The organism is Protofrankia sp. Cas8, assembly GCF_963555845.1.
In the GTDB taxonomy this organism is placed as follows: domain Bacteria; phylum Actinomycetota; class Actinomycetes; order Frankiales; family Frankiaceae; genus Protofrankia.
This window is the reverse complement of the sequence record NZ_CAUVXI010000009.1, coordinates 1-19,545: the sequence shown is the minus strand read 5'-3', so window position 1 is coordinate 19,545 and position 19,545 is coordinate 1. Positions and strand designations below refer to the sequence as shown.

The following is a 19,545-nucleotide window of genomic DNA, read 5'->3' as shown; positions in this document are numbered from 1 at the left end:
CCCGCCGATACCTCGTCCGCACCCGCGAGCAGGATCGCGAACTCGTCGCCGCCGAGCCGGGCCGCCAGGTCCCCATCGCGCAACGTCTGGACGAGACGGGCCGCGACGACCCGCAGAACCGCATCACCGGCATCGTGGCCAAGACCGTCGTTGACCGGCTTGAAGTGGTCGAGGTCGATGAACAGCAGCGCGAACGACGACCCACCGCAACGGGCGGTACCGACGGCCGCTGCCAACGCGCTCATGAAGAGCGTCCGGTTGGGAATACCCGTCAGTGCATCGTGTGACGCCTGGTAACCCAGCCGGTCCTGCAGGTCCTTGCGCTCGCCCGTCTCGTGACAGGTGACCAGCACACCGGCCAACTCGGGATGGTCGGTGACGTCACGTGCTTCCAGGTCGAACCAACGCACCGCACCCGAGGCAGGGATCAATCGTACGTCGAAAGCGATGCCGCCGCCGGGCTCGGCGAGTAACCGCTGGATCCGGCCCACGTCGTCAGCATGGGCGAAGTCGGTGAGCGCGCAGCCGAGCCAGGAGGCGGTGTCATAGCCGAGCAGGTCTCTAACGGCCGGGCTGACAAAAGTCATCACCCGATCCACACCGACGACGACGATGATATCCCGGACGCCGCCGAGCATGGTGCGCAGTCGGGCCCGACCCCGCTTGGCCGACCGCTCCCGGCGCAGCCCGAACGCGGCCAGGCCGCCCAGGCAGCTGGTAAGGACAACCAGCAGGATCAGGTCATGGCGGCGCTGGCGGGCCCGGAGATCGGCGAACATGCGTGCTGTGGGCTGCTGGAAAATCGTCGTATAACCGGTCGTTTGCTGGCGCGCCGCGAGAGTGGTGAGCTGCGCCGCGCCACGGCCTGACGTCCACACCCGGACCGCGCCCGGAATCAGATCCGCAAGGCGCGCCGGTTCAACCAGCCGTCGGCCCCGCAACGCCTGGTCCCAGGATGCGAACGCGACGCCCGAGGCATCAAGATTGCCGAACCCGCCAGGAACACCGCCGAACGAGGCACGCTTCTCCTCACGCTGCCGGGACACAGCCTCGTCGGCGACCTGCACCACCACCGCCCACGGGCGACCGGTGCCCACCGGTGCGACCGTGGCCCGAACGATCTGATCGTCCAGGACGAATACCGGCGACATGGCCGACCGTCCAGCCAGTGCGGCCGACCAGGCCTCACCAAGATCAGATACGGATATCCGACGCGCCGCTGGAACGGTGGCCACCGGCCTACCAACCGGGTCGACGAGGGCGACGACCAGGCTGGGGTCTCCAGCGGGCGTTCGTTGCAGCTGCCGCAGCAGTCGGGCGTCGGCGTCCGGCTGGTCCGGAATGAACGGCGTGCTCTCGACGGCCGCCCGCATTCGTTCTGGATCGTCCACTTTTGAGGTGTTGTAGGCGATTCGCTCAACAAGGCTGGACCGGTCGGAAAGGCGCTCCCGCTCTGCCTCCCGCAGGCCGGTCTTCCCGGCCGCCACGGCCACCGACGCGAGTGCGACAACCATCGCCAGCCCGCCGGCCAGCGGGGCGAACCGTCGTAGTTGCCCTCGTTCGACCGCACTTCCGGCGAGGCCGGGCTGTCCGCCGAACCAGGCACGACGGTTGCCAAAAACCGGACCAGTTCGAATGACCCTTACCCCTCGTGACAGCCAGCCGTAATAACGGTCAGTCGTGACAACACAAGAAGTGTGCGAACGAGAAGAAGGAATTTGATCGAACACTTACTCATACGTGATGGTACCGTGCCAACCCGTCACGCTCCTAGCGAGCACCCTGTTACCAACCCGGGCAGTGACACAGGGCACAAAGGCGACCATCGCCGAAACCGGCCCATCCCCATGCCCATCCCCATGCCCGGGCCCTACGCGATGGGCATCCTGCGCGCAGTGGTGGCCACTTCGCCTCGGTGGGCCACGTCGTCGAGCTTGTCCAGCAGGCGCTCCCAGACCTGGCGCGGGAGGTCGTGGCCCATTCCGTCGATCTCCAGCAACTCGGCGAACGGGACGGCGGCCGCGGTATGGCGACCACCGGCGACCGGAATGAGCGGATCGGCCGTACCGTGCACGACCAGGGTGGGAATCGTCAGCTGGCGCAGGGCCGCCGTCCGGTCGTCAGCCGCCAGGGCGGCAAGCAACTGCCGCGCGGTCCCGTGCGGGTCGTACCTGCGGTCCCACGCCATCCCAGCCCGCCGACGCGCCCACTCGCGGTCGTGCGGGAACTCACCCGGCCCGATGATGTTGTATGCCTGCTCGGCCCCGTCTATGAACGCCTCGCGGCTCGCGGCCACCGGGCGCAGCAATGCGGCAGCCGCCTCCGGGGTCGGCTGGGTCTCCTCATAGTTGCCCGGGGTCGAGGAGACCGACGTCAGGCTGCGTACCCGATCGGGAAAGTGCAGCGCAAGCGTCTGGGCGATCATGCCACCCAGAGAGCTCCCCAGGACGTGCGCGGACTCCCAGCCCAGAGCGTCCATCAGACCGATGGCATCAGCCGCCATGTCCAGGAGAGTGTAGGCAGCGGCGTCGGCATCCCCGGAGAGCGCGGCCGTGAGGTCCGGCTGGCCAAGATGATCAAAGTGAGTGGAAAGCCCGACGTCCCGGTTGTCGTAGACGACGACCCGGAAACCTCTGCGCACCATCGCGCGGAGAAGATCAGGATGCCAGCCGACAAGCTGCTGGCCCAGCCCGCTGACGATGAGGAGCGGCAGGCCGCTGGGGTCACCGTGCAGCTCGTACGCGATTTCGATGCCATTGGCCTGAACCGTGCCCATAGACGGAAGGTAGCGAGCAGGCGCCGCTGATGCTCGCAATCCATCGAACTTCCGCCGAAGATCACCCATACACACGCAATCGCGCACTCAGCCAGGACCGTACAGCCGCCGCTCCCGCTGACGCTCCCACCGACGCTCCCACCGACGCCCCCACCGGCGCCCCCACTGGTGCCCATCACCCCACCCGTACACGCTCGACTACCTTAAGTCGAAAACCTGATGCTCAAAGTGACATTCGCGAGGGCGGGTACGGGTGGTCTTCCCTACGATCGAGTTCGCGGCGTTCTTCGCCGTGGTCATGGCAGGCTCCTGGAGCCTGATGCCCCGCCCGCACCTGTGGAAACCCTTCATCCTGGGCACCTCCTACTTCTTCTACGGATATGCCGACAAACGGTTCGTCGCGCTCCTACTCGCCTCGACCGCCCTCAATCAGGCGGCCGCGCTCGCCCTTGCCCGGTGGCGGGACCGGCGCATCCTCATCACGGCGATCAGCTGCGATCTGGGCCTGCTGGGCTGGTTCAAGTACTACGGATTCTTCGCCCTCTCCGTCGACCGGATGCTCGACCGCATCGGGCTGCCGGCGCCACTCCCGCTGCTCCAGGTCGCATTGCCGGTCGGCATCTCATTCTTCACGTTCCAGGCGATGTCATATGTCATCGACGTCCATCGCGGGACCATCCTGCCGGCGAAGACCAGCGACTTCGCCGTGTACCAGGCGTTCTTCCCACATCTCGTGGCCGGGCCGATCGTCCGGGCCAGTGAGTTCATTCCACAGCTGGCCACCCCGCGAGACCCGGACCAGGTGCCGGCCACCCGGGCCATCTTCCTGATCGTCGGCGGCCTCGTCAAGAAGATCGCGCTCGCGGACCTGCTTGCCACGCAGATCGTCGATCCGGTCTTCGACACCCCGAGCCAGCACTCGTCGCTGGAGGTACTGGTTGCCATCTACGGCTACGGCGTGCAGATCTACTGCGACTTCTCCGCCTATTCGGACATGGCCATCGGAATCGCCCTCCTGCTCGGTTTCAGCTTCCCCGACAACTTCGACCGCCCGTACACCGCGGCCAGCCTGCGCGAATTCTGGCGACGGTGGCACATAACGCTGTCACGCTGGTTGCGGGACTATGTGTACGTACCGCTGGGAGGCAACCGGCACGGTCCTCGGCGCACCTACGTCAACCTCATGATCACAATGATCCTCGGCGGGCTGTGGCACGGAGCTGCCTGGACGTTCGTCATCTGGGGCGCTCTGCACGGTGCCGGGCTGGCAGCCGAACGCCGATGGGCCCAGTCCCGCCGCCGACCCGCCGCCCCTGCTGTCATGATCGCCGCTGCTGTCATGACCGCCGCGGCGCCATGGCCGCAGGTGCCGGCGCCGCGAACACCACGGCTGGCCAGCCGCCACTCCGGGACCGACTCCCAGCCCCACCCTCCGGCAACGGTGGTCATCTCCACAGCGACCACCAGCGCGACCACCAGCGCGACCACCGCAGTCGCCGGAGGACCCGCCGGCGCCGCGTCCCGGCTGTATTCCGTTGCACGGCCCGTTGCGCGACTATGGTTCGGGCGCCTGGTCGTCTTCCATTTCGTCTGCGCGACCTGGGTCCTGTTCCGCTCCCCCGACGTCGAGGCCGCCATCGACATCTTCGTCCGCCTGGTGAGCGCGCCAGGACCGGCGCCGCTGGTGACCAGAGAGGTCCTGCTCGCCATCGCCACCGGCCTCCTCACCCAACTCACCCCGAAGAGCTGGCGGCTGCATGCGGCGGACATCTTCTCCCAACTCAGCGTTTTCGGCCAAGCCGTGGTAATCGTCGGGTTCATCCTGATTGCCCACGCGATTGTCGGCCGGCAGGATGTCGCACCATTTATATACTTCCGGTTCTGAGCGCCTGTTCTGAAAACCTGGCCCAAAACAACACGGCCGCGGATGAAAGCAGCGGCCGGCACCGGCAAGCTGGCGAGGCAGAGTAGGTTCCAACCTTGTTGGGGGGCGCGATGAGCGAACAGAAACCGATTCGGGCACCGGAGACCGCCGGGAACACGCACAAGGACCCGAAAAGCCGGACGAAGCCGGACGCCGATATGGCGGCGCCCGGAATGGAACATGTCCGGCGACCGCAGACAGGTCGTACCCGCCGCCTGCCGGGATCCGCGCCGGGGGGCACCGTGTCGGCACGACAGGCGGCCAGGCTCGTCGTCACCAGCCTCAGCCTGCTACTCCTGCTCGACGCCGCCGGCATGGTCCACGCCGGCGAGGGCATGTCACCCGGGCTGACCCGCACCATCGTGCTCGGCGTGGGCCGTCCACTCCACCGGATCACCAACGCCGTCGGGCTCGACGCGATCCCCGGGCTCCTCACCTCGACGTTCGGGCATGACAGGGCCTCGGCACCATCGTCAGAACTGACCGGCACCGATCCGAGGACGCCGCCGCCGGGATTGGAGACCGGCGCCGTCAGCACCGCCCGTGCAGATGCGGCCGACGGCAGAATCCCGACAGCCCAGCCCTCGGCGGTGTCCGCCGCGTCGCGGGCCGCAGCCCCGGAAACGTCCTCGGCACCGCCATCCGGCCCGGCCGGCGTCGCGGCTGCCCCGCGCCGTCCCGACGCTGCCACGCCGCTGCGCCTCCTGGTGACCGGAGACTCGCTGAGCGACAGCATCGGGCCGTCGATGGTGAACGGGTCCCACGGCACCATCCACGCCGATACCGACACCCACGCCGGTACCGGCCTGGTGCGTCCGGATTTCTTCGACTGGGCGGCCCAGGCCCGCGCGCAGGTCACCAAGGGCGATCCAGAGGCGATTGTGGTCGCCGTCGGTGGCAACGACGCACAGGGAATCACGCTGCCGGACGGCAGCACCCTCGCGACCGGATCACCCCAATGGTTGGCCGAGTATCGCCGCCGCGCCATCGTCGTCATGCAGATCTGGTCTTCGGGGGGCAGCCGCCGCGTCTACTGGATGAGTCTGCCCCCCGCCCGCGAACCGAGGCTCAACAACTACTACCACCAGATCTCCGAAGCCGCCGCAGATGCCGCCCGAAGAGTTCCCGGAGTCCGCTTCGTCAACGTCAGCGACCGGCTGTCGAACAACGGGTCTTACAGCAGTTACCTCACCGACGACAGGGGACAGACAGTACTCGCCCGCTCCACTGATGGTGTTCACCTGACGCTTGATGGTGCCGCCATCGTCGCCGATATCTTCGTAAAGGAGATCAACGCTGACTGGCACATGATATCCTGAGACATCTTCCTGGGACGGCTACCTCCACCCGGAAGGCCCGATTATGGTGAATTTACGTCCTTGTTTCAGAGTCGGCGCCCCTCAAGGTCCAGGCGAGCAGCCCGGACGGCCGACCGAGCGCGCTCTGCGATATCACGTCGGCGATCCGAGCAACCGTTGACAACATGACCACGGGTATCGGCGAGCAGCGTCTCAACCAGGTCGGTGGCCAACACGACGATCTGGTCCGCAAGCGCATGGTCGGCCAGACTCGGCGGCCTGACACCGGCTGGCGCGCCAGAGCCCGCTTGATGACCGAGGTCGGCGAGTTCGGCGGCAAGCGCGCGCACCCGATCAGCACGGGTACCCACAGAGGCAGACCGCTGCCGCCAGGAACCCGGCGTCCACCCCTGGATCCGATCGTGCAATCGTCGTACCTCACTGACCAGATCCCCGGCGAACATGAGTTCCACATCGGTCACGGACGAAGGTTATCCCGTGACAGCCGTGGCGGGTCTTGCCGTTGTCCGGCTGGTGGTGCACGCTCCATCCATGGTTCGTTGACCAGTGCGTACTGGAGGCGTCAATGTCGCAACAACGCTCCGAAGAGACCCACCACAGCCTTATCGAACGAATTCCGAGAATCACCGGACATGAGGTCGGCCACTGGCTGGGATGCCTCGACCGCGGGCCGGGTCTGCTTCGCTTCTCCGAGCGCGTGAACTGGCTCCAGGACGAACACGGTCTCCCACACTGCTATGCGGCGGCCGTCGTTCACGAAGCCGATCTACGCAGGCGGGCAATCCGCACCTGACGGCGGTCTCGCCCGAGGTCGGCCTGACACCGAGCCGGCCGAATCCCAGAGCCGGCCGAATCCCAGAGCCCACCGGTCGATTCGCACACTACCGTTAGGCCGGTTGCGCGAGAATCGACTCATGGACATCGAGGCAGCGCGGACACACATCCGCGAGAACCATCACGCCGTTCTCGCGACGTTTCGCCGGGACGGCACCCCTCAAATGTCACCGGTCACGGTCGGAGTGGACACCGACGGTGCAGTTATCATAAGCAGCAGGGAACCTGCCTACAAGGTCCGCAACCTGTACCGGGACCCGCGCGCGACTGTGTGCGTCATTCCGGATGCCTTCTACGGGCCGTGGATTCAGGTGAGTGGTCGGGCCCATATCATCTCGCTGCCGGCAGCCATGGAAACCCTCGTCTACTACTACCGCTCACTGTCGGGCGAACACCCCGACTGGGACGATTATCGTGCCGCCATGGTCCGCGACCAGCGCTGCGTGATCAGTATCAAGATCGACAGCGCCGGTCCAGACCACTCCGGCTAGGCCTGTCCGGTGGATATTTGGTCGATGCGATCGAAAATCCGTCGGACAGGCCCTAGCTTCGGAGTTTCGACAACAGACGGAGCATCTCCACGTATACCCAGACAAAGCCGACGAGCAGGCCGAAACCAGCCCGCCAGGCCTCCTCACGAGGCGCACCGCTGGCAATCGCGCGCTCGATGTAGTCGAAGTCGAGGATGAACTGGAGGCTCGCGACCACAAGCACGGCGACGCTGAACAGGATGCCGAGCGGAGAGGCGTCATTGATGACTGGAAGGTGACTACCGGACACGGCCCTGATCACCAGATCGGCCAGGCCGAGCATAATCACACCAAGCAGTGATCCATAGACGATCCGGGTCATCCGAGGAGTCGCTCGAAGCCGGCCACTGCGATACGCCACCAGCATCGCCACGAAGACGACCGCGGTTCCCAGCAACGCCTGCAGCACGATGCCGGAGTAGGCGTCTTCGAAGAACCGCGACACCGCGCCCACGAACAGACCCTCGAGCGCCGCAAAAATGACGATCAACGACGGCTTGAGCCGCTGACTGAACGAGATCACGAAGGAGAGGGCGAGCGCGGCGAACATCGCTACAAACCCGACGGCAGGTGCGGCCGGCGCGATTGCCCAGCCGGCCATCCCGGTGACGGCGGCGATGGCGAACAGCCCCATGGTGTGCATGACGACGTCGTCGACGGTCATGCCGCTCGGCGCCCGGTACAGACCGGAGAGCTGCTCCGGGGTCGGAGTGGGTGGCGCTCCGGCTCCCGACAGCGGATACCCGCCGGCACCGTACTCGGGCACAAGCGCCGGCGCCGTGGGCCGGCCGGTGAACCCGCGCCGGCTGAACACCGGGTTCGACGAACGCATCTCGGCCATCAGGATACGACTCCTTCCACCACCCGCATCCAGCCGGGCGCATAGATCGTAGCTGCCATCGAGCTCAAGCGACCGCGGCGCAACCCGACCCGATCGACGAGCTCGTCCGAGGCAAGAGTAGAACGCTCCGCGCAGTCACCGTGTTCCACCACCCTGTCTCACCTGGCCGCGCGCCCGCGCGGTCACAGCGCGACGAGGGAGCGAACATCGGACACGACGTGCGGGGACGACATGCGGGGACGCCGCACTCGAAGGAGGCCGGACCCGATGGCTGCGGCGCCGGAGACCGAAACCAGGTGGTGCGACCGCGTCACACCGGCAGCCCACAAGGCATTCAGATGAATAGTCTGATGGTGGATCGAGATGCCGGCCGGAATGATCCGGCCGGCATCCGACAGTCAGGTACCAGGCGGTAGCCAGGTACCACGAACACATGAATGTGCCGGTGGTCGGAGTCGAACCGACACTCGAGCTGTTTTTAGGACAGCCTCCTCTGCCTGTTGGGATACACCGGCTGGGCTACATCGGAGATGTTTCTACCACGCTACGTAGGATTTGTGAAAGAGACAACATGGAAAAAGTGTGCGGAGTGACCGAACCATCCTGTCTCATAACACATCGTGACGATCAAGACCGGTTTGCCTGCGCGAAGTAAAGTGATCGTCACGCTATCCTGTAGCCCGGACCGGTAATCGCGCGGGATCAGCGGATCGTGGCGCAGCCGCCCAACCCGACGTGGGGGGTCCGGCGGTCAGAGCGCCCGACAATAGGGACGTGGATCGGCGCTGGGGCTGGGGCTGGGCCTGGGGCTGGGGCTGGGGCACGCACCTCGCCACACCCAGCCGGCCCCTGACCGATCAGATGGCTCGGACGGATACGCGTCACGCCCGACCCGACTCCGCTCACGGAAATGCCCGCCGTAGTCGCCTACAGCGGGCATCTGGTGCTAATCGTCTACAAGCTGCGCGCCATGGCGCGCCTTGCCGGCAGGTCACGCCACCGACGTTTCCCCGGACGGCTTGGCCGCCCCCACCGTCCTGGTGGCCGCGGGCTTGCGGCCAGCGGCCACCGAACCGTTGGTCTCACCATGCCCGGCGCTCGTCGATGGAAGCACCGGGGTCGCGGCCGTGGAGCCCTGCCCGCCCGCTGCGGCGGACGGGTTGGCAGCCTCACGGAAACTCGCCCGGGGGTCCGCGAAGGCCCCCAGCGAGACGATCTCCCGCCGGAAGAACAGGGCGAGGGTCCAGTCCGCGAGGACCCGCGCCTTGCGGTTGAACGTCGGCACCCGGCTGAGGTGGTAGGTGCGGTGCATCAGCCACGCCGGCCACCCGCGCAGCTTCATCCCGTACACGTCGGCCACACCCTTGTGCAGGCCGAGTGACGCCACGCTGCCGGCGTACCGGTGCTCGTACGGCGCGATCGGTTCGCCACGGAGATCGGCGAGGATGTTGTTCGCCAGCACCCGGGCCTGACGAACCGCGTGTTGCGCCGAGGGACTGGTCGTCGCCCCCTCACCCCTGGTGAGATCGGGAACCGCGGCGCAGTCACCGGCTGTCCACGCCTGCTCGACGCCGTCCACCTGAAGGAACGCCGTCGCCTTGATGCGACCTCGTTCGTCCAGCGGAAGGTCGGTGTTGGTGAGCAGCGGGTGTGCCTTCACCCCGGCCGTCCAGATGATGGTCTCGGCATCGAACTCCTCGCCGCTGTCGAGCACGACGTGTCCGTCGACGAGACTTTTCACGCGGGTATTGACTTTCATTTCAATGCCACGGTGCTCAAGCTGCTTCAAGGTATACAGACCCATCGCCGGCGAAACCTCGGGCAGCACCCGCCCACTCGCCTCGACCATGACCCATCGCATATCCGACGGCGACAGCTCGGGATAGAACTTGCAGGCGTCGCGTGCCATGTCCTCAAGCTCGGCGATTGCCTCGATACCCGCGAACCCGCCACCGATGAACACAAATGTCAGCGCTCGGCGCCGAAGCTGTGGATCGTTGCTGGACGCGGCGGAGTCCATCCGCTCGATGACCTTGTTTCGTATGTGGATCGCCTCGGCCACGCTCTTGAAACCGATGCCCAGTTCGGCGAGGCCCGGGATCGGCAGCGTCCGCGCGACAGACCCGGGACACCCGACCAGGATGTCGTAGCGAAGTTCGTACGGTGTGCCCTGGTTCGGTGCGATGTATGCCCGTCGCTGGGCGTGGTTGATGCCGGTCACACTGCCACTGACAACCCTGCAGGCATTCAGCACACTACGTAGTGGCACAACAACATGGCGCGGTTCGAGGTTACCCGCCGCCGCTTCGGGGAGAAACGGCTGATATGTCATGTACGAGTTGGGTTCGACCACCGTCACGGTCGCCTCACCCTGACGCAGTCGACGCTGAAGACGCAAAGCCGTGTACATACCGACGTAACCGCCGCCCACAACAAGGATGTGCGGAGGATGTCCAAAGCTCATACAAAAAAGGTACTCGCCACCACCGTGCTATGCCTCGTGATACGCGATCAGCGGTGCGGGCATCCGCGTGACATGCACCACGCGGAGATCAACATGATGGCGCCCGCGATGATCGTGGTTCCGTTATTTATCATCGACCGCCACGCCCAGGCCGGCCACACCCGCCGCATTGGCGAGCACCGCGTCGAGCATCCCGGCCGTGACCCGTCCGGTGAACGTGTTCTGCTGGCTCGGGTGGTAGCAACCGAGGACAACCAAACCCCCGCCGCGCTCATCGCTGAGAACGACCCGGCTCGCGTGTCCGAATGTCGGTCGGCGCGACGGTACAGGGTAACCGGCCCGTGCCAACGCCGGCCACAGCGCCGTCCACGCAAACCCACCCAGGACAACGACGACGCGCAGTGTTGAGCGCAGGAGTTCGAGGTCCCGGACGAGCCATGATCTACAGACGTCCCGCTCGGTCGTGGTCGGCTTGTTCGCGGGCGGAGCGCAGCGGACGGCGGTCACGACGCGGGTGGCGACCAGGCGCTGACCGTCACCGGCCGACACCGACGTCGGCAGTTGCGCCAGCCCGACCCGGTACAATGATGCGAACAGCCAGTCACCGCTGCGGTCTCCGGTGAAGATCCGTCCCGTACGGTTACCGCCGTGCGCGGCCGGCGCCAGTCCCACGATGAGTACCCGGGCGTCGGCAGGGCCGAACGAGGGTACCGGCCGGCCCCAGTAACGCTCATCGGCGAAGGCGGCCCGCCGTTGCGCGGCGACCTCCTCGCGCCAGTCGACCAGGCGGGGGCAGGCTCGGCAGACCGACATCCGGGCGTCCAGCTCGGCCGTGTCACCGGCGCCGGCGGCCAGCCGTTCCACCTCGACTGCGGTGAACGCCACCGCAGTCGCGCCCGACGCGGGATCGCCCGGCCAGCCCGAGCCGGGCACGACCGGCCGGCGATCATCGGCCGTACGATTATCGGCCGTATGAACATCACTTTCGGTACCGCGGATCCCGTCCACGTCAACAAACCTAGAGCGCCCGGCAACCAACGAGTGGATCAGGGCGCTCAATCGGCCGAACCGGGAGACATCAGCCGAGCAGAGAGAAGGCGATACCGTCGAGGATGTCGTGCTCACTGGCGATCACTGCGGACGCGCCGACTCGCTCGACCAGCGTGCGCATTACCAACGCCCCCGCAACAATCACGTCGACCCGGCCGGGATGCATCACCGGGAGCGCAGCCCGCTGAGCGTGCGACATCGCCGCCAGTCGATCGGTCACAGCGGCGACGTCCGACGCGGCGGTCACCGACAGATGGATGCGGTCCGGGTCGTAACCGGGTAGATCGGCGGCGAGGGCCGCCACCGTCGTGACCGTCCCGGCCACCCCGACGAGCGTCGCGGCGCAGCGGATCGGCACCGTCTGTTCGGCCAGATCGAAAGCGGCGTGCGCGTCCGCCACCACCGCCGCGAGTTGCCCGGCGGTGGGCGGATCGTCATGCAGATGCCGTTCAGCCAGCCGCACGCACCCGATGTTCACCGATCGTGCCGCGTGCACGCCGTCGGCGTCGCCTAGAACCAGCTCGGTCGATCCGCCGCCGATGTCAGCCACCAGGAACGGCTCGGGATGCCCGTGCAGCTCGCCGGTGGCACCGGCGTAGGACAGCGCAGCCTCCTCGTCGCCGGTGATCACCTCGGGATCGACGCCCAGGATCGAGCGCACCCCCGCCACCAGCACGTCCCGGTTGCGGGCGTCCCTGGTCGCGCTGGTGGCCACCATCCGAACCTTGGCGGCACCGAGCCGGTCGATCTCCTTGGCGTAGTCACGCAGCGCCGCGAATGTCCGGTCCAGCGCGTCAGGGGCCAACTCGCCGGTCCGGTCGACCCCAGCTCCCAGTCGGACGATCTCCATGCGGCGGACCAGGGCGTGCAGGCGCGGCGTGGTCCGACCGAGCGCAGGCGTGGTGCTCGCTGCGCTGCCCGTCCCGGCGCTGCCCGTCCCGGCGCTGCCCGTCCCGGCGCTGCCCGTCCCGGCGCTGCCCGCCTCTTCGCTGACCGCCTCGGCGACCAGCAGCCGGATCGAATTGGTGCCGCAGTCGACCGCGGCCACGCGGGTCATGGCAGATCAGCCTCTCGTTCCGTGGTGGGGTCGGGTCCGGCGTGCACGCACGGCCCGCGGACCCCCCAGTCGGCCATGAGCTCCAGCGCCTCGTCGCCGAACGGGTTCACCCCCGAACCAGCCACCAGACTGTGCGCGACCAGCACGTGCAGGCACTTCACCCTGGTCGGCATACCACCGGCGCCCGGTGCGCCGGGCAGCTCGCCAAGGGCGTCGCGGCGGGCCAGATAGTCCCGGTGTGCTCTGTCATATCTGCAAGCAAGATCGCCGCCGTGGATGCGGTCGGCGGCGAGCCGCTCGGTCATCTCCCGCATCAACCCGGACGCCTCCAGCCGCCCGATCGCCGACGCCGCCCGCGGGCAGGTCAGGTAATACAGCGTCGGGAACGGCGTGCCGTCCTCCAGCCTTGGCCTGGTCTCGACCACGTCCGGCAGGCCGCAGGAACACCGATGGGCAACCCGGTGCATCGCCCGCGGCGCCCGGCCAAGCTGGCGTGCGACAACCGCGCAATCCTGCGGGCCGACGAGATCGCCGGTCATCGCGGCGTGGCCGACGGGCTCGGCGCCGTCACCGGCTGGCGGGAAGCCGTCTGACCAGCGCCTGGCGCGATACCCGTGGAGGGCGCTCCCGCGCCGACCGTGTCCGACCACAACCGCGAGAACCACGGTGCCTCGGCTGCGGCGGCGCCGGGGGTCGGCACCGGGGATGACGGCACCGCTGCCGCTGCCGGTGCCAGGTAGACCGTCTCCCCCGGCTGGGTGAAGTGCAGCCGCGTCCTGGCCTCATCCCGGGTCCATTCGGGATCATCGTAGCCGGCCACCGCAGTCTTCAGGGCCTCCACCCGTTTGTGCTGGTCGGCGTTTTGCGCGGCGAGCCCGTTGAGCTGGCTCTGCTGCTGGAGGTACAGCCGCAACGGGTAGGCGAGGGTCAGTATGAGCACGCAGATCACCACCACCAGCAGGGTCATGCGGGTGGTCAGGGCGGTTCGGCGTGCCCCTGCCATCAGCCGGCCGTCGACGACCAGCGCGGGAAGGCCGCGGCGCCACCGTAACGGGCGGCGTCGTCGAGCTCCTCCTCGATACGCAACAGCTGGTTGTACTTGGCGACCCGTTCGCTGCGCGCCGGGGCACCGGTCTTGATCTGCCCGGCGTCGACGGCCACCGCGAGGTCTGCGATGGTCGTATCCTCGGTTTCACCCGATCGGTGCGAGATCATGCACCGGTAGCCGTTGCGATGCGCAAGCGAGACCGCGTCCAACGTCTCGGTCAGGGTGCCGATCTGGTTGACCTTGACGAGTAGCGCGTTCCCGGCCTTCTCCGCGATGCCCCGGGAGAGCCGCGCCGGGTTGGTGACGAACAGGTCGTCACCAACGAGCTGCACGGCATCACCCAGGCGTGCGGTGAGCTGCACCCATCCAGTCCAGTCGTCCTCGGCGAGCGGGTCCTCGATCGACACGATCGGGTAGGCCGCGACCAGCTCGGCGTAGTAGTCGCTGAGGTCCTCGGCGGTACGCGTGGTGCCCTCGAACCGGTAGGAGCCGTCCGAGAAGAACTCGGTGGAGGCCACGTCGAGAGCAAGGGCGATGTCCTGCCCGGGCCGGAACCCCGCCTTGCCGATGGCCTCCACGAGCAGGTCGAGCGCGGCCCGGTTGGTGGGCAGGTTCGGGGCGAAACCGCCCTCGTCACCGACGGCGGTGGCGAGCCCCGCTGCCTTGAGCACGCCCTTGAGGGCGTGATACGTCTCGGTGCCCCACCGCAGGGCCTCGGCAAAGGTCGACGCCCCGATCGGGGCAATCATGAACTCCTGGATGTCGACGTTGGTGTCGGCGTGCGCGCCGCCGTTGACGACGTTCATCATCGGCACCGGTAGCAGATGCGCGCCGGGACCACCCAGGTAGCGAAACAGCGGCAGGGCCGACGCTTTCGCAGCGGCTTTGGCGACCGCGAGGCTCACCCCGAGGATGGCGTTCGCCCCCAGATCGGACTTGTCCGGCGTACCGTCCAGGTCCAGCAGGGTGAGGTCGAGAATGCGCTGCTCGGTGGCTTCCAGGCCCAGGATCTCGGGCTCGATGCGGTCGATGATGCCGGCGATCGCCTTGCCGACACCCTTGCCGCCGTAGCGGTCGTCGCCGTCACGCAGCTCGACCGCCTCGAAGGCGCCGGTACTCGCGCCGCTGGGTACGGCGGCGCGGCCGAGGGTGCCGTCGTCCAAGACGACCTCGACCTCCACGGTGGGGTTGCCACGCGAGTCAAGGATCTCGCGGGCTCGTACGGCCTCGATGGACGGCACGGGTTTCGACCTCCGGGGTGACGCATCCGACGGGACTGTGGCGAGTGCGTGGGCCGGCCGGACATCGGCGAGACCAGCTGTTGGCGACACCGACACGTACGGCCCGGCTGAGACTATCGCCAGCAGGCCCCGCGCCATGCACGTTCGGCTCGCCACGCCGAACGCCCCTGAATCCGGACACGACGGACGCGCCACCGGGCCCGATGCCACACCAAGGTGATCTAGAGGACACCGACCCGCCGGAGCACGCCGAAAGCCGTCAGGTGACCTGGCCGATCGGCGGCATCAGCAGCGGACCGCCCAGCGGCAGTCCGGCCCGCGCCGCGGCCGTCGCCAGCGGACCCCAGCCGCCGGTGAACGCCGCACCGCCGAGCACGCCTGCCATGCTCGCGATACCGGCTATACCACTCATACCCGCCATACCCGCCATACCGACCGCAGCGGCCGCAGGGTCCTCACTCGAGCGCGGAGAACGCAGCCGGTCGGCCAGTCCGACCTTGGGCAGGAGACGCAGTCGCGGGGTGTCCGAGCCGGGCCGGCCGACCTTCTCCCAGGCCAGCTCGCAGGCCCGAGAGAACCCGCCCAGCTCGTCGACCAGACCTCGGTCACGCGCGTCGGCGCCCGTCCAGACCCGGCCACGGGCGACCTCGTGCACAGCCTCGGACGACATGCCCCGACCGGCTGCGACCTTGGCGACGAAATCGTCGTAGACCCGGTCGAGAAACTCCTCCAGCTTCGCCCGCTCGGACGGGCTGAACGCACGCTGCGGCGAGGTCATCAGCGCGTTCTCCCCCTCGGCGACCGCACCGAAGCGCACACCCATCTTGTCCAGGAGCTCCCGGACGACCTGCTTGCCGCCGAACACCCCGATCGACCCGGTGAGGGTCCCCGGGTTCGCCACGATCGCGTCCGCGCCGAGCGCGACGAAGTATCCGCCGGACGCGGCGACCGAACCCATCGACACCACGACCGGGCGGCCGCTCGCCTGGAACCGTTCGACCTCCCGACGGATCAGGTCGGAGGCCACATACGAGCCGCCGGGACTGTCGACGCGGAACACGACCGCGGCGACATCATCGTCGCGGCCGGCGGCACGGAAGGCGGCGGTGAGCGCGTCCGAGGTCATGGCAGGACCAGCCAGCGGCGAACGGCCCGGACGGCCGAGCACCACCGGTCCCGTCCCGTGGATGACAGCGATCACCCGACGCCGCTGCGACCGCGCCGGGCCCCGCGCGGACAGCGTGGCGACGCGCAGCCGGGATGCCTCCCGACGCACCGACGCACGCCGGTAGTGGGACAGATACACCAGCGTCCCGCCCTCGCCTTCCCCGGCGTCAGGCACGGTCCGGCGGGCGTGTGCACGGGCGGCGGCATACACCTCGTCCCGGTAACCCAACCGGTCGACGAGGCCCGCGCGCACTGCCTGCTCACCGGACAGCGGCGCGTTGTCGATCAGGTCACGGACCCGGTCCGGCGGCAGGTCACGCCCGGTGGCGATGCCATCAATGATCATAGCCAGGCTGGACGCGACGATCCGGCCGCTCGCCTCCAGGTGCGCGGCGGTGAAATCACGCTCGACGAACATGTTGACGGCGTTCTTGTACTCATGGCGCTGGCCGACCTGGATCTCAATCCCGAGCCGGTCCAGGGCGTCGCGCAGGAACGGCGTTTCCAGCGCCACCCCGGTAATGCCCAGATCCCCCGGCGGGGCAAGCCAGATCTCATCGAAGGCGGACGCGAGGTAATACGGGACGGTCCCGCCGCCGAACTCACCGAATGCATCCGAATAGGCAAAGGCGGTGCCACCGGCGTGCCGAAAAGCGATCACCGCGTCGCGGATCTCCTGAGCGCGCGCGAGCGGCATCCCACACGGGGCGATCCGCGCGATGAGCGTGGACGCGCGGCCATCATTGCCGGTCCGGCGCAGCCCGTCCACAATGGCGCGCAGGGACGGACGGCGACGCGTCAGGGCCGCGGCCACCGGGTCGGCGGGTACGCCCTCGGTCGGGTCGACGGTCAGGTCAAGCTCCAAGACGATCGGCGCGGACCGCCCGGCATACACCCGGTGGACGCTCGCCCATGCCTGCCGCGCAGTGCCTCCTGCCATGCCTCCTGCCATACGGTGAGGCTACGCGCATCAGCAGGTACTCTCATCGCGCCGGGATTGTGCCGGTACGGGGGATCAAGGGGGCGGGACCAATCGGTGGTGCGCGGTCAACTGAGAGCGACCGGCAATTGGCTATGCGGACGGCCAGTGGGCGCGCCAGGAGTCCGCGCCCGCGTCTCGCGGGTCAAGACCGGCGGCACGGATGGCCTCCTCGGTACCGGCGAGCGTGTCCCGGAACCGGCGGGCGGACGCCCGCAGTGCCGCCTCCGGATCGACCCCGGCCTGGCGCGCCAGCGTGACCGCGGCGAACAGCAGGTCGCCGATGGTGCGGTCCGCAGCCATGGCCGGTGCGTCCGGCGGAGCGACCAGGCCTGCGATGATCTCGGCCGGAGACGACACCCGGCCCGCGCCGAGCACGAGCTCCTCGGGCACGCCGACCTTCGCCGCTCGTTTTTGCAGCTTCGCCGCCAACGCCAACGACGGCTGGGACAGGGGCACGCCCTCGGTGACCGACCGACGGCCCTTCTCGACATCCTTGATCTTGTCCCAGTTCGTCTCGACCGCGGCCGGGCCATCCACCGTCACCGACCCGAAGACATGGGGATGGCGGCGGACAAGCTTCTCGGTGAGGCCGGTCGCCACGTCGTCGACGTCCCAGGCCGCCGCGCTGCCGGCGCCCTCGGTCGCGATCCGGGCGTGGAACAGCACCTGCATGAGCACATCGCCGAGCTCCTCGCGCAGCTCGGCGTGGTTGCCGTCCTCGATCGCCTGAAACGCCTCGTAGGCCTCCTCCAGCAAGTAGGAGGCAAGGGACGTGTGGGTCTGCTGCGCGTCCCACGGGCAACCGCCGGGCGAGCGCAACCGGTCCATCACGGCGACCGCGTCCAGGAGCTTCGCCCCGGGCAGGTCACGCGAACCCTCGCGCGTCGAAACGGTGAGGTCCGGACCCGCCGATGTCGCGAGTGCGGCCAGCAGTTCCGCCTCGCCGGCCACGTCCGGTGCGCCACCCGGTCCCAGATCGCCGGTCGGGGCGGCGAGCCACACCACGGGCCGGGCCGGGTCGGCGCATGCGCGGCTACGCAGCTCCTCGGCGGATGCGGACGCATCCGTGCCCGTCAGGACCTCGACCGGTATGCCGGCCGCGGCGAGCACGTCGCGCTGCGGATGCACCGCCAACCCGCAGCAGACCGCGGATGCCGCCCGCAGCAGATCCCACGCGGCCAGGTCCAGCAGGCCAGGCGCGACCCGTGGGCTGGTCACCAGGACGACGATGCTCGCCGTCATGACCGAAGGGTCGGTATGCGGCTCACTGGGTCATCGCTGCTGTCTGGCCGAGCGGCTCCGGCGCCGGCGTGGTCGCGACCGAGCCGTCCGCGGCAACCACTGCCCGTTGGGATGCGGACCAGACACCAAACCTGGGGTTGATCAAAATTGCTTCCCGTTGCGAAATCTGGCGAAGCTCCGCCTCCACCGCCGCTGTCCGCTCCGTGGAGAGCTTTCGGATCAGGAACGGCTTGGCCTGGCCAAAACTCAGCGGGAGAGGGCCGAACCGGGCGACGGCCTGGTCGTAGAAGTTTCGGGCGTCCGCGTCGGAGGCGACGGAGTTCGGCGCGAGCCGGTCGGCAAGCGCGAGCTCAAGAGCATCGGTCTGGACCAACACACGTAGATCGTCACGAGCGAAACCGCCCTGTGCAGCCACTTTTTCAAAAGCGGCGACACTGCCGTATTGGAGCACGCCGAGAGTCTGATAGTAGGAATCGATGTCCTGGCCGGTGACCGCCACCCCGAGCTGACGGGCCTCCTGTTGGGCAAGGTTGGCCGCGACGAGTTGAGTCAGCGCCCCGCGCTGAAGATCACTACGCTCGATCGGTGCCGCGGCCTGTCCGGTCTGGGGATCCTTAGCAGGTCCGGCCGCCTGGGTGGCGGCCATGCCGCGGTCGACAATTCCCCGCAGGGTCGACGTCTCGATCGTCTCGTCGCCGACCTGCGCGGCGGACCCCGCGTGAGTGGTACAGGCAGACGAGGTTAGGACGACCAGCACGACGCTGGCGAGAACACGGCGAACGGCCGACCGGGTCTTCACGGCTGTGACCGTATCGGCTCGCCGTCCACCGTGTACACGGGGACCCCATCAGTTCCCCGCTATCACGTGCTCTCAGGGAACGCCGCCGAAGAGATCGTCTCCGGGGTTATCTCGCTTGTCGTGGAGGGTGCGGCGGTAGGGGTTGCGTCGGGGGGTGCGGGTCGGGTCGATCCATCCCGGGGGAATCCACTCGGGAACACCGTCGCCAGCGATCCGTACCTGCCAGTCACTGTGGTGGAGTGTTCGGTGATGCTGGCCGCAGGTCAACACC

General features: G+C 68.0%; 17 protein-coding genes, 1 tRNA gene and 1 pseudogene. 4 read left to right on the top strand and 15 right to left on the bottom strand.

Annotation, left to right across the window (positions count from 1 at the left end; all coding sequences use genetic code 11):
* Window positions 1-1,514, bottom strand: a 1,514-nt coding sequence (locus U9977_RS03120; RefSeq protein ID WP_322747628.1) for a sensor domain-containing diguanylate cyclase, incomplete at its 3' end; no start/stop codon positions are given.
* Window positions 1,515-1,870: 356 nt separating this feature from the next.
* Entirely contained in the window at window positions 1,871-2,776 is a 906-nt protein-coding gene (locus U9977_RS03115; protein WP_322747627.1) for an alpha/beta hydrolase, read from the bottom strand.
* Between the two features lie 253 nt (window positions 2,777-3,029).
* Between U9977_RS03115 and U9977_RS03110 the strand changes: the two genes are divergently transcribed.
* Together U9977_RS03110 and U9977_RS03105 are read left to right on the top strand one after the other, a co-directional pair.
* Window positions 3,030-4,661, top strand: a complete 1,632-nt coding sequence (locus U9977_RS03110; protein WP_322747626.1) for an MBOAT family O-acyltransferase — start codon at window positions 3,030-3,032, stop codon at window positions 4,659-4,661.
* 281 nt (window positions 4,662-4,942) lie between these two features.
* Window positions 4,943-6,019: a DUF459 domain-containing protein gene (locus U9977_RS03105; protein WP_322747625.1), complete on the top strand. Its 1,077-nt coding sequence runs from the start codon at window positions 4,943-4,945 to the stop codon at window positions 6,017-6,019.
* A gap of 65 nt (window positions 6,020-6,084) precedes the next feature.
* Here the strand turns inward: U9977_RS03105 and U9977_RS03100 are convergent, their stop codons facing one another.
* On the bottom strand, window positions 6,085-6,480 hold the full coding sequence (locus tag U9977_RS03100; protein WP_322747624.1) for a hypothetical protein: 396 nt from the start codon (window positions 6,478-6,480) through the stop codon (window positions 6,085-6,087).
* Between the two features lie 104 nt (window positions 6,481-6,584).
* Here U9977_RS03100 and U9977_RS03095 point away from each other — a divergent pair, with 104 nt between their 5' ends.
* On the top strand, window positions 6,585-6,812 hold the full coding sequence (locus tag U9977_RS03095; RefSeq protein WP_322747623.1) for a DUF4287 domain-containing protein: 228 nt from the start codon (window positions 6,585-6,587) through the stop codon (window positions 6,810-6,812).
* Between the two features lie 121 nt (window positions 6,813-6,933).
* Window positions 6,934-7,344 carry a PPOX class F420-dependent oxidoreductase gene (locus U9977_RS03090; RefSeq protein WP_322747622.1) on the top strand — a complete coding sequence of 137 codons (411 nt, stop codon included), beginning with the start codon at window positions 6,934-6,936 and terminating at the stop codon, window positions 7,342-7,344.
* A gap of 52 nt (window positions 7,345-7,396) precedes the next feature.
* Here U9977_RS03090 and U9977_RS03085 read toward each other — a convergent pair whose 3' ends face one another.
* The 12 genes and pseudogenes from U9977_RS03085 to U9977_RS03030 all read right to left on the bottom strand — a co-directional run.
* Entirely contained in the window at window positions 7,397-8,224 is an 828-nt protein-coding gene (locus U9977_RS03085; protein ID WP_322747621.1) for a Bax inhibitor-1/YccA family protein, read from the bottom strand.
* A 440-nt stretch (window positions 8,225-8,664) separates the two neighbouring features.
* Window positions 8,665-8,739, bottom strand: a tRNA-Leu gene (locus U9977_RS03080).
* 476 nt (window positions 8,740-9,215) lie between these two features.
* Window positions 9,216-10,688 (bottom strand): NAD(P)/FAD-dependent oxidoreductase, encoded by a 1,473-nt coding sequence (locus U9977_RS03075; RefSeq protein ID WP_322747620.1) that lies wholly within the window; start codon window positions 10,686-10,688, stop codon window positions 9,216-9,218.
* Window positions 10,689-10,811: 123 nt separating this feature from the next.
* A complete protein-coding gene (locus tag U9977_RS03070) occupies window positions 10,812-11,621 on the bottom strand; it encodes a uracil-DNA glycosylase (RefSeq protein WP_322747619.1) in 810 nt (269 codons plus the stop codon).
* A gap of 145 nt (window positions 11,622-11,766) precedes the next feature.
* Entirely contained in the window at window positions 11,767-12,795 is a 1,029-nt protein-coding gene (locus U9977_RS03065; protein ID WP_322747618.1) for a Ppx/GppA phosphatase family protein, read from the bottom strand.
* Window positions 12,792-13,334: a DUF501 domain-containing protein gene (locus U9977_RS03060; RefSeq protein ID WP_322747617.1), complete on the bottom strand. Its 543-nt coding sequence runs from the start codon at window positions 13,332-13,334 to the stop codon at window positions 12,792-12,794. The genes U9977_RS03065 and U9977_RS03060 overlap by 4 nt, the downstream gene beginning before the upstream one ends.
* Entirely contained in the window at window positions 13,331-13,798 is a 468-nt protein-coding gene (locus tag U9977_RS03055; protein ID WP_322747616.1) for a septum formation initiator family protein, read from the bottom strand. Before U9977_RS03055 ends, U9977_RS03060 begins: the two co-directional genes overlap by 4 nt.
* Window positions 13,798-15,084 carry a phosphopyruvate hydratase gene (gene eno, locus U9977_RS03050; protein WP_322747615.1) on the bottom strand — a complete coding sequence of 429 codons (1,287 nt, stop codon included), beginning with the start codon at window positions 15,082-15,084 and terminating at the stop codon, window positions 13,798-13,800. The genes U9977_RS03055 and eno overlap by 1 nt, the downstream gene beginning before the upstream one ends.
* Window positions 15,085-15,343: 259 nt before the next feature.
* Window positions 15,344-17,191 (bottom strand): signal peptide peptidase SppA, encoded by a 1,848-nt coding sequence (gene sppA, locus U9977_RS03045; protein ID WP_322747614.1) that lies wholly within the window; start codon window positions 17,189-17,191, stop codon window positions 15,344-15,346.
* Window positions 17,192-17,323: 132 nt separating this feature from the next.
* The gene (gene mazG / locus U9977_RS03040; RefSeq protein WP_322747613.1) at window positions 17,324-18,475 is read right to left on the bottom strand and encodes a nucleoside triphosphate pyrophosphohydrolase; all 1,152 of its coding nucleotides are present in this window, start codon (window positions 18,473-18,475) and stop codon (window positions 17,324-17,326) included.
* Between the two features lie 22 nt (window positions 18,476-18,497).
* Window positions 18,498-19,274: a SurA N-terminal domain-containing protein gene (locus U9977_RS03035; RefSeq protein ID WP_322747612.1), complete on the bottom strand. Its 777-nt coding sequence runs from the start codon at window positions 19,272-19,274 to the stop codon at window positions 18,498-18,500.
* A 72-nt stretch (window positions 19,275-19,346) separates the two neighbouring features.
* Window positions 19,347-19,545 (bottom strand): annotated as a pseudogene (locus tag U9977_RS03030) (hypothetical protein); the annotation flags it as partial.